Annotated in this window: 13 protein-coding genes; 10 read left to right on the top strand and 3 right to left on the bottom strand. The window is 49.1% G+C overall.

The genetic code is table 11. The annotated features are described in order from the left end of the window. Both glpB and glpC read left to right on the top strand, forming a co-directional pair. Positions 1–1,341 (top strand): glycerol-3-phosphate dehydrogenase subunit GlpB, encoded by a 1,341-nt coding sequence (gene glpB, locus DI392_RS14705; RefSeq protein ID WP_109320443.1) that lies wholly within the window; start codon positions 1–3, stop codon positions 1,339–1,341. After that, a complete protein-coding gene (glpC, locus tag DI392_RS14700; protein ID WP_109320442.1) occupies positions 1,338–2,549 on the top strand; it encodes an anaerobic glycerol-3-phosphate dehydrogenase subunit GlpC in 1,212 nt (403 codons plus the stop codon). The genes glpB and glpC overlap by 4 nt, the downstream gene beginning before the upstream one ends. Before the next feature lie 89 nt (positions 2,550–2,638). Here glpC and DI392_RS14695 read toward each other — a convergent pair whose 3' ends face one another. Then, the gene (locus DI392_RS14695) at positions 2,639–3,310 is read right to left on the bottom strand and encodes a LuxR C-terminal-related transcriptional regulator (RefSeq protein WP_109320499.1); all 672 of its coding nucleotides are present in this window, start codon (positions 3,308–3,310) and stop codon (positions 2,639–2,641) included. 394 nt (positions 3,311–3,704) lie between these two features. Continuing rightward, a complete protein-coding gene (locus DI392_RS14690) occupies positions 3,705–3,905 on the bottom strand; it encodes a restriction endonuclease subunit S (RefSeq protein ID WP_109320498.1) in 201 nt (66 codons plus the stop codon). 364 nt (positions 3,906–4,269) lie between these two features. On the opposite strand from DI392_RS14690, the gene DI392_RS14685 reads away from it, so the two are divergent. The 8 genes from DI392_RS14685 to DI392_RS14650 all read left to right on the top strand — a co-directional run bounded on the left by DI392_RS14685 (position 4,270) and on the right by DI392_RS14650 (position 12,202). Then, positions 4,270–5,226, top strand: a complete 957-nt coding sequence (locus DI392_RS14685; protein ID WP_109320441.1) for an AAA family ATPase — start codon at positions 4,270–4,272, stop codon at positions 5,224–5,226. Positions 5,227–5,304: 78 nt separating this feature from the next. Further along, positions 5,305–6,246, top strand: a complete 942-nt coding sequence (locus DI392_RS14680; RefSeq protein ID WP_109320440.1) for a DUF58 domain-containing protein — start codon at positions 5,305–5,307, stop codon at positions 6,244–6,246. Next, a complete protein-coding gene (locus DI392_RS14675; RefSeq protein ID WP_109320439.1) occupies positions 6,243–6,728 on the top strand; it encodes a DUF4381 domain-containing protein in 486 nt (161 codons plus the stop codon). Before DI392_RS14680 ends, DI392_RS14675 begins: the two co-directional genes overlap by 4 nt. Positions 6,729–6,732: 4 nt before the next feature. Beyond that, a complete protein-coding gene (locus DI392_RS14670; RefSeq protein ID WP_109320497.1) occupies positions 6,733–7,701 on the top strand; it encodes a VWA domain-containing protein in 969 nt (322 codons plus the stop codon). 14 nt (positions 7,702–7,715) lie between these two features. Further along, positions 7,716–9,620 (top strand): vWA domain-containing protein, encoded by a 1,905-nt coding sequence (locus DI392_RS14665; RefSeq protein ID WP_109320496.1) that lies wholly within the window; start codon positions 7,716–7,718, stop codon positions 9,618–9,620. Positions 9,621–9,646: 26 nt separating this feature from the next. Beyond that, positions 9,647–11,308 carry a BatD family protein gene (locus DI392_RS14660; RefSeq protein WP_181388429.1) on the top strand — a complete coding sequence of 554 codons (1,662 nt, stop codon included), beginning with the start codon at positions 9,647–9,649 and terminating at the stop codon, positions 11,306–11,308. Positions 11,309–11,451: 143 nt separating this feature from the next. Beyond that, positions 11,452–11,787, top strand: a complete 336-nt coding sequence (locus tag DI392_RS14655) for a fructose PTS transporter subunit IIB (protein ID WP_109320437.1) — start codon at positions 11,452–11,454, stop codon at positions 11,785–11,787. A 124-nt stretch (positions 11,788–11,911) separates the two neighbouring features. Next, positions 11,912–12,202 carry an Lpp/OprI family alanine-zipper lipoprotein gene (locus DI392_RS14650; protein ID WP_109320436.1) on the top strand — a complete coding sequence of 97 codons (291 nt, stop codon included), beginning with the start codon at positions 11,912–11,914 and terminating at the stop codon, positions 12,200–12,202. A 39-nt stretch (positions 12,203–12,241) separates the two neighbouring features. Here DI392_RS14650 and DI392_RS14645 read toward each other — a convergent pair whose 3' ends face one another. Further along, on the bottom strand, positions 12,242–13,153 hold the full coding sequence (locus tag DI392_RS14645) for a L,D-transpeptidase family protein (RefSeq protein WP_181388428.1): 912 nt from the start codon (positions 13,151–13,153) through the stop codon (positions 12,242–12,244). Positions 13,154–13,158 lie beyond the last annotated feature (5 nt).

The following is a 13,158-nucleotide window of genomic DNA, read 5'->3' as shown; positions in this document are numbered from 1 at the left end:
ATGCTGAATTATGATGTTATCGTTATTGGCAGCGGCATAGCCGGCTATTCCGCCGCCCTGAGATGTCTGGAACAGGGTCTGCGTACCGCCATTATCAGCAGCGGACAAAGCGCCCTGCATTTTTCATCCGGTTCCATCGATCTGTTATCCCACTCACCGGTCACCCATGAGCCAGTGCGGGATCCCTGGCAGGAAATCGAGAACTTGCCGGCCACGCTTCCACACCACCCGTATGCCAGGCTGGGTATAAGGGCAGTTCGTAATGGACTGAGCTGGTATCAGTCTCTGATGGACAAACAGGGGCTGCCGATGAGCAGCCTGAACTCACAGGAAAACCACTATCGGATCACGACTCTGGGAACGCTGAAATCAACCTGGCTTTCTCAGCCGTTTGTGAAGAAAATCGATGTCGACTTCCGCAATACCAGCCATATCAAACGGATTGTGATGATTTCTATCGACGGGTTCAGAGACTTTCAGCCCCAAATAGCTCAGGGAAACCTCCAGCATAATAATGCGTTTAACGATATCCCGGTTAAAACAGCGAAAGTGACGCTTTCCGCGTTCAGCAGGGTAAACCGGAACCCGCATGATTTCCGCTCCATCGATATTTCCAGAATTCTGCGTGACGACAACCCGTTTAAGGAATTCGCCGACCAACTGACTGCTGTCGCCACACCGGACGACCTGGTTATGATACCATCGATTCTCGGTAACGGAGACGGCCTGGAGCTGATGTACAAACTGACCCAATATACCAAGCTTCAGTTTCACGAAGTCCCTACCATGCCCCCCTCGTTACTGGGTATCCGTATTGAAGACACTATGATGCATACCTTCATCAGTCAGGGCGGCGCTCTGCTCAAAGGGGATCAAGTACTCGGCGGAGAATTCCGGGAAGACAACGGTGCGCTGACCCTGACCCACATTACAACGAAAAAAATGGCTGAAATCGGATTAAAAGCCAGACATTACGTTCTGGCGTCAGGCAGCTTCTTTAGCAAGGGGCTGATCGCGCACCAGAAAGATATCGAGGAGCCAATTTTCGGTCTGGATACCTCTGCCACAGGAGAACGAGCCAACTGGCATCAGGTCGGTTTTTTCAGCAAAACCCCGCACGCGTTCATGTCTTTTGGCGTAACGACCGACAACCGTTTTTTGCCATCCGTTAATGGCCGGACAGTAAATAACCTGTTCTGTGCCGGCTCCATTCTTTCCGGGTATAACCCGGTTGCACACGGTTGCGGAGGCGGCGTTGCCATCAGTACCGGCTATTTTGCTGCACAACAGATACTGGCTGAGCTACGGCAGGAAATGCAAATGAAGGAGGTGAGAGCATGAATATCGCCAGCAAAGACACCACCTTTGACCAGTGTATAAAGTGCACCGTCTGCACCGTGTACTGTCCGGTCGCCAAGGTCAATCCGGACTTTCCGGGGCCCAAACAGTGTGGCCCTGACGGCGAACGCCTAAGAATCAAAAGTCCCGAATATTATGATGATATGCTGAATTACTGCACCAACTGCAAACGGTGCGAAACCGCCTGTCCGTCAGGGGTTCGGATTGGGGATATTATTGCGGTAGCACGCGGCAAATACGGTAAGCGACCAAAGAATCCGAAACTGATCCGGGACTTTATTCTCAGCCATACCGATCTGCTTGGTTCTATTGCGACACCTGTCGCCCCGGTGGTCAATGCCACCACCCGTCTGCCACTGGTGAAAAAGCTGATGCATAAAACCATCGGTGTGCATGACCACAAATCACTGCCCCAATATTCCCACGGCACGTTCAGAAGCTGGTTTAAGAAAAACGCACCGGATCAGTCCGGTTTTCAGAAAGTTGTGAGCTATTTCCACGGTTGTTATGTGAATTACAACCACCCTCAGTTAGGTAAAGATTTCCTGCGGGTAATGAATGCCATGGGCATTGGCGTGTGTCTTCTGGACAAAGAAAAGTGCTGTGGTGTCCCCATGATAGCAAACGGATTTCATGATAAAGCCCGTAAAAATGCCGAGTTTAACGTCCGTCATCTGGAAGGTGCCATACAACAGAACAGCATCGCCGTACTCTCTACGTCCTCCACCTGTTCGTTCACGTTGCAGGAAGAGTATCCGCATGTTTTGGGTGTTGATAATGAAACTGTCGCAGACAAAATCCACTATGTTAGCCGGTTCCTGCTCAAGGAATTTATGAACGGTAACATACCCCCACTAAAACCGCTCAACAAGCGTATTGTTTATCATACCCCCTGTCATCTGGAACGCAGTGGTGGTTCTATTTTTACCATTGAAATGCTGAGGATGATCCCCGGGCTTGAGGTAATAGTGCTCGACAGTGAATGCTGTGGTCTGGCAGGTACCTATGGTTTTAAAGAGGAGAACTATGAGACCTCGATAAAAATCGGTGAAGACCTGTTCAGTAAAATCAACAACTCTGATGCTGATTACGCCATCACCGACTGTGAAACCTGTAAATGGCAGATAGAAGAGAATACAAAGCTGAGCTGTATCCACCCGGTCAGCCTGCTGGCAGAAGCACTGGCCTGATTTGTATTCTTCCACAAACATAAGCAGGCCTTACCCTATTCGGGTAAGGCCTGCTTATGTTGATAAAAATGAATGGCTGTTGATAGAAATTAATGGATATCGCTGATATTTTCCTTGGCCCACAGCAGTGCCTGCAAACGGTTTTTCGCGTTTATTTTTTTGAACACGTTATGCAAATGCGTTTTAACGGTATTTTCACTCACAAAGAGTTTGTCAGCAATCTGATGGTTAGAGTCGCCATGCCCCAGCAGTTTAATGATCTGCTGCTCTCTTTTCGTCAGGCTGTTATAGGCATGGCTGGTAGCCGCGGTATGCCTTCCTCTGAAGTATAAGATATATTCCTGCGACAACTTACGGCTCAGCCACATCTCACCCTGCATTATTTTGTCGATGCCACGGGTGAGTAAGTCCAGGTCATCAGAGACATAGAACACCCCTATAAGATGCCCCCACTGGGCCAGATCCTGATAGCACACATCTGTTTTGCAGTTAATCAACACCTCTTCCGCATCAGGAAAATACAGTGACCGATGGTCAGCATACGTCTCATGCATTTGACTGGAATAGACGGACATATCGATAATCACGATATCACTGACCGCCCCTGCCGTCTCAGACTCTTCATTTTTCATTACCGTTAAAGGGGTCAGTTTAATAATGACATTAAGGTGTTTTTCCAGAGATTCTTTGAGCAAAGATGCCTGTAAACTGTCCTCAGTAATGAGAGTAATCACTCTTTTTTCATTTTTTTTACCATCCATAACACCCTGCTTTATCATTGATTTTATCAAATTATCAAACACTCGAAGGTTTACCTAAAAAAGCAATTACTATTCAGCGAGAAACACTGATAATGATCATGATATACACTCTTTAAGCTAGCCTAAACACTAGCACTGTCAAGGAATGAGGAGGACTAAGACTAAGGTATTAGAGAAGTGATAAATCTATCTATAGGAGATCTATAAGGATATTTCAATATTCTCATATACAAGAATACCGAAAAATAGTTTCCCACTTTTGATCTCGGCTGTTCTAAGGCTTTTGGGTGAACTGTAGAGCCTTAACGTTGAAACAGGATTGAAGAGAAAAATAAAGCCGCCAACGGCGACTTTACTGTATCGAGTATAGAGAACTGATTTACACCATCAGAACTTAATGAACTGGCACGTCAGTTTCTGAGAAGAACTGGCCAAAGTGTTTTTCCAGCACTTCCGGTGTCAGCTTACCTTCCGCTTCAAGTTTTTTAAGCTCAGCAACGATCGCCTGTTGCTCTTCCAGACTTGGTAGTTTTACCTCTGGCTCATCTTGTGGCATCTGAGACAGTTGCTCCAGTTCTTTTTCAAAATCGCTCATTATCTTCACCTGATCCGTTAAAACTGGCACGAGTTTACCCATTTCATTCCTCTGATTCCAGAAAGAGTTTCTTACTGAATTCACCTGCCTATCTCCCAAACATCACAGGCAGGACCCTAACTGTCTGAAACTTATGCCACATTCCCACTGGATGGTGACATATCTGATTCACCTGCTTCTGAATAGTTTTGCAGCCACCCGGTTTGAACAGTAGGACTATTCACTTCAGACAATCGTGCTATCCGCTTCAGACAGTAATACCATTAGCGATGGAAGCCTCACAATTATATTCATTTCAACAGGCTACCTTGACAATGCTCTGGATATCCCCATATATAAACAGGTCAATACAGGAGTCTCAGGAATGCATTCGGATACCTTTCAACAGTTACAGCAGTATCTCAATTCTCAGATTATCGGGCAGAGCGAGCTGGTTAAACAATTGCTGGTCGCACTTCTGGCTGACGGGCATATTCTGGTTGAAGGTCCACCGGGACTCGCCAAAACCAGAGCGGTAAAAACGCTGTCTGACTGCATTGAAGGCGACTACCATCGCATTCAGTTTACCCCGGACCTGCTTCCGGCCGATTTAACCGGTACCGACATCTATCGCCCGGAAACCGGGGAGTTCACCTTCCAGCAAGGCCCGGTATTCAATTCGCTGATCCTGGCTGATGAGATAAACCGAGCACCAGCCAAAGTCCAGGCTGCCATGCTGGAAGCCATGGCAGAAAAACAGATCACCGCCGGACGAAAAACCTATCCGTTGCCGGAACTGTTTCTGGTGATGGCGACGCAGAACCCGATTGAACAGGAAGGTACCTACCCACTTCCGGAAGCTCAGTTGGATCGGTTCTTACTCCATCTGGAAGTCAGCTATCCGGATGCCGAAAGCGAGCTGGCGATATTGCGCCTGAACCGGGGTGAAGCGCTTGGTGAAACGCCACAGGAAAAAGTGTTTATTTCCCAGCAAGAGATATTCCAGGCGCGTGAAAGTGCACTTGCTGTACATATGGCAGAAGGCATCGAGCAGTATATCGTTCGTCTGGTGCTTGCCACCCGCGTGCCGGACAAATACAGCAAGCAGCTCTCAGATCAGCTGGAAATGGGCGTCAGTCCGCGGGCCAGTATCGCGCTGGACCGCTGTTCCCGGGCTCACGCCTGGCTAAACGGCCGGGACTATGTTACCCCAGAAGATGTACAAACGATGGCCTTTCCGGTGCTACGTCACCGCCTGCTGCTCAGCTATCAGGCTCAGGCTGAAGGGATACACCCGAATCAAATTGTGCAACAACTGATTTCTCTGGTGGGCAGCGCCTGAATAATGACCGCCAGATAAATCAGATTGAAACCAGAGATCCGATAACGGAACCAAAAACCAGGTTAGCAGGGAATACAGATGCAATATGCTTCATCTCATCCGGAAAAACTGCCTGAACATACCGACGGTGTCACACTGACGCTGAACGAGCTTCTGCAGTACAAAAGCCAGACGGTACGCTGGCTGCCACCCGGAAAAAGCCTCTGGTCACAATTGAGCGGTCAGCATCATAGCCGTCAGAAAGGTCGCGGTATGAACTTCTCTGAAGTGCGAAAATATCAGCCCGGCGATGATATCCGCAGCATAGACTGGCGGGTCACGGCAAGAACCGGAAAACCTCACACTAAACTGTTCACAGAAGAGCGTGAGCGTCCGGTTATTCTGTATCTGGACTTCAGTGCCTCCATGCGCTTTGGCTCGGTACTGATGTTAAAATCCGTACAGATGGCCCATATGGCCAGCCTGATCAGTTGGCTGGCTACCACCCAGAATGACCGTATCGGAGCCGTGCTGGACAGCGGCACACAACTTACCGAATTGCGTCCAACCTCCAGAAACAAAGGCTCGCTCCAGCTATTACATACCCTGACGGAACAGCACAACGACGCTTTACAGACATCACAAGAAGAACAGCAGCCCCTTGAGGCCGGCCTGAAGGCTCTGCAGAAATTATGCCCGAAAGGCAGCGACATCATTATACTGAGTGACTTTACCCGCTATAGCCCGGACGACAAGACAATACTGAGCCAGCTAAGGCGACATAACCAGCTACAATTTATCCATATTTATGATCCTCTGGAAACAGGCAATACCCGTTACCGGGGAACAGAAAAAGTGACGAATAATAACAGTGTACGGTGGCTGAACTTTTCAGCCCTGTCCACCCGAAAGCAACTGGAACAGGCTTTTCTCCGCGGACAGAACGACCTTCAGTCGCTCTGTGCCTCACTGGCCATCCCATATTATTCAATTTCCAGTGCTCAACCTTTAATCTCTCAAATCGTCGGAAAAACAGAATGACAGACATTGCATCAACGGTCAGCAAGCTATTACCTCTCGAAGCTCTTCACCTGCCGGCTCCACCCGGCTTCTGGCCTCTTGCCTGGGGATGGTGGAGCCTGCTGCTGACCATTATCCTGACTCTTCTTTTTGTCATACTGCTATGGAAATGGCGTAAAAAACGTCTCGCCCCCAAAAGAGCGGCCATTGCACTGCTGACTCTGGAAAGGCACACCATCAGCCCGTCCGGAGCCATGGAAATTGTCCGTCAGGCTGCCCTGAGCTATTACCCGAGACAGAGAGTCGCGCATCTTTCAGGCACAAAGTGGCTGGACTTTCTGGACTCACAGATAAATGGGCCTCTGTTCAAAACCAGTGAACGGGAATGGCTGAAAGCTTTGTATGAAAAACAACCGGAAATCGAGACTGAGCCCCTGATTGAACAATGTCAGGAATGGCTGACTCTGGCACTGCCCCCGAAAAAAGGTGGGAAACGTGGCTAGCCTGTTGCCCCACTTTGAGCTGGTCTGGTGGTGGATGCTGTTTCTGTTGCCTCTGCCTCTGCTGGTTTACTTTCTGGCACCTCCGGTAAAAGAGCGCTCTGCCGTTTATCTTCCCTACCTGCCGGATTCTGCCGCCGATCACGTTCCTGCGCACCTGCTGCCAAAAATACTGGCGACCCTTATCTGGGTGGCTCTCGTTACTGCAGCAGCCCGGCCGGTATGGTACGGCGACCCTATACAGAACCAGCCGAAACACCGGGACATGATGCTGGTCGTTGATCTTTCCGGCTCCATGGAGCAGAAAGATATGCTATCAGAAGATGATCAGTATATTGACCGTCTCAGTACTGTGAAGCTGGTATTGCATGACTTTGTGCAAAAACGAAAAGGCGACCGGCTGGGGCTGGTACTGTTTGCAGACCATGCTTACCTGCAGACCCCGCTGACGCTAGACATAAACACCATTACCACCCAAATCCGCCAGATGGTGCTGGGTCTCGTGGGTCGAAATACTGCCATTGGAGAAGGAATAGGCCTGGCCACTAAAACCTTTGTAGACAGTGATGCCCCACAGCGAGTGATGATCCTGCTGACCGACGGCATGAATACCGCCGGTGTACTGAAACCTGTTGAAGCGGCGGAGATAGCGCAGAAATATCACACCACCATCTATACCATCGGTGTCGGAGCCGGAGAGATGATAGTGAGAGATTTTCTCTTCCGCCGTAAGGTGGATACCGCCAAAGATCTGGACGAAGAGACCTTGCAAAAGATCGCGACTATGACTGGTGGACGATATTTCCGGGCCAGGAATAAACTGGAGCTGCAAAACATCTATGACACCATCAATCAACTGGAACCAGTAAGCCGGGCCAAACAACTCTGGCGACCACAAACAGAGTGGTTTTACGTACCGCTAACACTCGCTCTGATTTTTTCCTCAATACTGGTTTTTCTGAGAAGACATGATTAGTGAGAAACCCGACCATGGCTGACTTTGTTTTTCTTTATCCTTTCTGGTTTCTGGCACTGTTCCCTCTGGGACTTGTGCTATACCTGTTCGCGAAAAGCCGCCGTTCATCCGGGCTGATCGCCTCTCATATTGCCTCACGGCTGGGTATACAAACAACTACAGGTAAAACCACAGCCATAACGCTGATCAGCATCACCTGGGGGCTGGGAGTGTTCGCTCTGGCTGGTCCCAGTTTTCAGCACAGCACCGTTCCAGTGTTCAGTACCAGTGGAGCCAGAGTGCTGGTTCTGGATATGTCGCGCTCTGTCTATGCCCGTGATGTGAGGCCAGACCGGTTAACCCAAATCAAATACAAAGCACTGGATATGCTGCCGCAGTGGCAGGAAGGCAGTACCGGGCTTGTGGCCTACGCAGGCGATGCCTATACCATCAGCCCACTGACTTCGGATGCGGACACGCTTGCAAACCTGATCAAAAACCTCAGTCCTGAGGTGATGCCTTATCCGGGGGCCGATGCCGGTGCTGCTGTCAGGCTAGCCATCAGCACACTGACTCAGGCCGGCCACCAGCGCGGTGACGTCATACTGATTGCGGATGATATTGATGATAGGGAACGGTCTGCTATTGCATCTCTGCTGGATTCCACACCATGGCGGCTTTCCATACTGGCGGTCGGCACAGAAAGCGGGGCCCCGATTTCACTGCCTGATGGCTCTCTGCTCAGTAATCACGCTGGTACTCCCGTCGTCGCCAGAACCCATATGAAGAATATGCAGACATTGACGCTACAATCGGGCGGGGTCTTTGCCCCGCTGCAGAACGACAATAGCGATATAGAATCTATCACCGCGCTCTCCGTCACCCACTCTGCTGACACTGCCAAACAGCAGGGTCAGCACATCCAGAAACGAATTAACAATGGCTTCTGGCTGATACCCCTATTATTGATCCCCGGTGTACTGCTGTTCCGTAAGGGGGTGATTTTTCTTTGTATGTTAACACTTACTTATTCTTTACTGCCTACCCATGCTGAAGCATCTGCCTGGAAAACCGATAATCAGGCTGGCTATGAAGCGTATCAAAACAACGAATACCAACAGGCAGCAGACTTGTTCAGTGACGCAAAATGGAAAGGTATCGCTGCCTATCAAGCAGGTAATTTCCCTGCCGCTATTGAAGCCTTACAAGGGCAGAAAGATACCGAGTCCCGGTACAATCTGGCGAATGCCTATGCCCAGAATGGCAACCTGAAGAAAGCGCAAAAACTGTACGAAGATATTCTTACTCAGCACCCTGACTTTGCCGATGCAAAAACCAATCTGGATATTGTGAAAAAAGCACAACAGCAACAGCAACAGCAACAGCAACAGCAACAGCAACAGCAACAGCAACAGCAACAGCAACAGCAACAGCAACAGCAACAGCAACAGCAACAGCAACAAAATCAAAACAGTCAGGCAAACCAATCACAACCCGAACAGAGTACATCCGGCTCCAATCCCTCAGACCAAACATCAAAACCCGCTGACCAGGCCCCGTCTTCCCCTTCGAAACCACAACAGGATAGACAGTCAGCAGGCAAACCGGAGAATAAACAGCCACCCACACCTTCTTCCGATCCAGCCAGCAAACCTGAAAAAGAAGGTAAAACCGGTGAACAGCAAACCGCACAGACCAAAGAGCGGAACGATACCAGCTCTTATCCTCAAAGCGGCCAACGAGCAGAACACGAACGGCAGCAAGGACAGGCACAAACAGAATCGTTACCCCCTTCGGCCAATAGCCAGCCGGTTGACCCTGAATTTCGTAAACTTGAACAGGTTGAAAACGCCCGGGACCCTAGCCGCCTGATCAGAGCGCAGATACTTTTACAGGCCAGAGACAAAGGGGCCCCGGCACAACAAGATAAATCCTGGTAATCAACAGAATTAACGTAAAGATGACTATGATCAGAATAACACGCCCACTGTGGATACAAGCCCTGCTGTTACTGTCCGGGCTATTCAGCACCAGCCTTTATGCGGCCAGCGCCAGCGTTACGTCCAATAAAGTGGTACAGGACGAAGTCTTTCAGCTCAGAATTACGGCAGAAGAGCAGCTGGATTCTGATGCTGTCGACTTTTCCGTATTGAGTAAAGACTTCTATCTTGGGCGTCCTAACTTTGGCTCCTACACCAATTATGTGAATGGAGTAAAATCAGTACGCAGTGAATGGACTATTGCTCTGGCTCCTCTGAAAGCCGGTACTGTCACTATTCCGACCTTTCAGGTGGGCAGTGAAACCACCGAGCCAATACAACTGACGGTGACAACCGACGCAGATTCCTCGACCAAACCGGAAGATTTGGTTGAGTATCAGGTGACGATCAGCCGCCAGGAACTGTATCCGGGAGAAACCGCCCACCTTGATACCCGCCTGCTGATTAAAACAGAATTAAGACAGCTTAAAGACGCGAAAATCATTCAGCCGAAAATCGAAGGCGCGGATCAACAGGCAATTGAGTTAAAACCAAAAGGCAAAGCCAGCCAGTATCAGAGTATCCTCAACGGTGTTGAAGTAACCGTGGTCGACCAGAGCTACGACCTAATCGCAAAGCAAACCGGTAAATACATTATCAATGGCCCGCAGTTAAAAGGGGCGATCATTGCCCAAACGACTAATGGCAGCGCAAAACTGATGCCGGTGACCACCCAGCAAAAACTGCTGGTGATTGACGTATTAGACAAGCCAGAAAATTATCAGGGAGCCTGGTTACCCAGCCCGAACCTGACGCTCACACAACAATGGCTGGACGAAAACGGCAACGTTCTGGCTGCCGGAACCGACACCCAGCCCCTAAATGTAGGTATACCTCTCACCCGACAAATTACACTAACGGTAGAGGGGGTAGAGCAGGCGCAATTACCTGACATTCAGGTCACCTACCCCGAAACACTTCGGCTGTATGAAGAAAAACCGGTCTTCCATAAAGAGGAAAACCGGATAGTAATGACCGTAAAACAAGTACTGATACCGAAGCAGGAAGGCGAAATTAACTTACCGGACATTTCCGTTCCCTGGTGGAATACACGCGATAAACATCAGGCGACAGCCAAGGTTAAGGGCCTTCATCTCTCCGTAGAAAAGAGTAACACTCCGGCTCTGAGTATCAGCACACCTCAACCCACCCAACCAGCCAGGGAAGTGGTAAAAACCGAAACCATTACGGTTAATGATCCTGGTTACTGGCCTTACCTGACGGTACTGTTTGCTGTTCTCTGGCTGCTCTTTACCGGACTATGGTTTAACACCTGGCGCCAGAACAAGCAACGCCGGAAAACAGAAAAATCAGCAGATGATATCCCAGTTCTGACTCTGCTTACCAACGCGATAAAACAGAATGATACCATTCAGGCTCAGGCTCTGTTCCGGCGATGGGAAACCGAACCTTACAATCAGAATCAGACACTCCGGCAAAACATCCGAAAGGAAATGGAATTAATGATGGCGGCTGCCTATGATCCGTCTGGGAAGGAATGGAATAACCAGGATCTGCTGCGCTTGTTAAAAACAGCCTCTAAAGTCAGTCAGAAACGACAGGAAAAAGAGGGACTGGCCCCGCTATAGTCTACTAAGGTGAAGTCTACTGGGCTGAAACCTGCCGCGATGATAGTGTGGCTTTATAGTATTGAAAAAATGATAATAAACTCAATATGTCAGGAAAACCGACATATACTTATAACACACCCTTACAGAATTGATGGTATAAAATGAACATTGTCGCTGTTACATCTTGTATTAGTGGTGTTGCCTACACTTATATGGCCGCAGAACTGCTTGAACAGCAATGCCAGCAAAAAGGCATGAATATCTCGATAGAAACTCAGGGAGCATTTAGTTCAGGGGTAAGCCTCACAGACGAAGAAATACACAATGCCGATGTGGTTGTCATCATTACCGACACTGAAATCAAAGGCATGCAGAGATTTGCTGACTGCCGCCAGATAAAAACCGATATCACTGGCTTTTTAAGAAACCAGATTCCGGTTTTACAGGCCATCGAAAAGATTCTGGAGACGCCTCCGAATACTGTCAAAACAGTGTAAAAAGGAGATTATTACCCATTAAATCATTGCAAACATTGTGTATTCCGGAAAATTCTGGCTACACTGTATAGTGCTCTGCAATACAACAAACGCAAACAAATAAATATAGAAACAAGGAGTTTTTATGAACAAGACGTTATTATTAGCAGCAGGTCTCAGCTCAATGGTTTTATTAGCGGGCTGTTCATCTGCTCCTAGTGAATCAACCATGCAGGTCAGTCAGTTATCAGAGCAGGTAAACCAGTTAAGTCAGGATGTTGCTGCTCTGCAAAACAGTCTGTCCCGCACTGAAATGGCTGCACGAGAAGCACAAGATGCAGCAATGTCAGCGAAAGACGCCGCGATGTCAGCACAAGACGAAGCCGCCCGGGCAAACGAGCGCATTGATAACATTGCTCAGTCTTACACCAAGTAATGTAATAGTTTTCAGGGTGTGTTGATCTTTCATCACGCCCTAAGGTAGCTGGGCCCCGGGTTTGGCTACCTCTATCGGCACACCACTTTGAACGTAGATGGCCGCTCTTGCTTTATTCTCCGGCACATTGAACTCAGACATCCACCACTCAAGCTCCTGTGGTACCTTCAGCGCTTCCTGAACACCGTTGCTACGGGTAAGAGGTTCATGCGCCTCCAGAAACACACTTCTGTCTGGTTCCAGCGTCACCTTAACCGGATTGTTGACCACCCGAACCTTTTCTCCTCGATCGACCTGCTGAAACAGCCAGCGGATATCTTTCGGTTCCATCCGGATACAGCCTGAACTGACCCGAAGACCAATACCGAAATTCTTATTGGTACCATGGATAAGATAATCTCCGGCCCCATACCCCAGCCGTAAAGCAAATTCTCCTAACGGGTTGTCCGGCCCGGCAGGAACCACATCAGGCAGAGTCACGCCTTTACGGGCATATTCATTGCGGATGGACTGCGGAGGCGTCCAGGTCGGATTGGGGATCTTCTGGCTTATGTATGATTGCATCACCGGTGTATCCCGCCCAATGCGCCCTATACCGACCGGAAAAACATGCACGTTCTGACCATCTTTATCAAAATAGTACAGGCGTAACTCGGCAAGATTGATCACGATCCCCTGCCTGTCTTCCGTAGGCAGAATGAAGCGGGTCGGGATAGTCAATACAGACCCCGGCTGCGGAAGAAAAGGATCAATACCTTTATTCGCCGCCATCACGGCCAGCAACCCGACATCATACTGGCTGGCGATTTCTGCCATACTCTCGCCTTCTTCGACGACATGATACTGAATCTTCCCCACCAGCTTACTGTCGCCTTCAGGTAACTGATAACGACCGGCTGAACAGAAAAAACTGAATAGGATTCCTGCTGTCAGTACTAACGTCCGCATCATATACA

Origin of the sequence: Vibrio albus (genome assembly GCF_003144035.1) — a bacterium.
GTDB lineage: Bacteria > Pseudomonadota > Gammaproteobacteria > Enterobacterales > Vibrionaceae > Vibrio > Vibrio albus.
The sequence above is the reverse complement of the archived record's forward strand: the minus strand, read 5'-3'. Positions and strand labels throughout refer to the sequence as shown.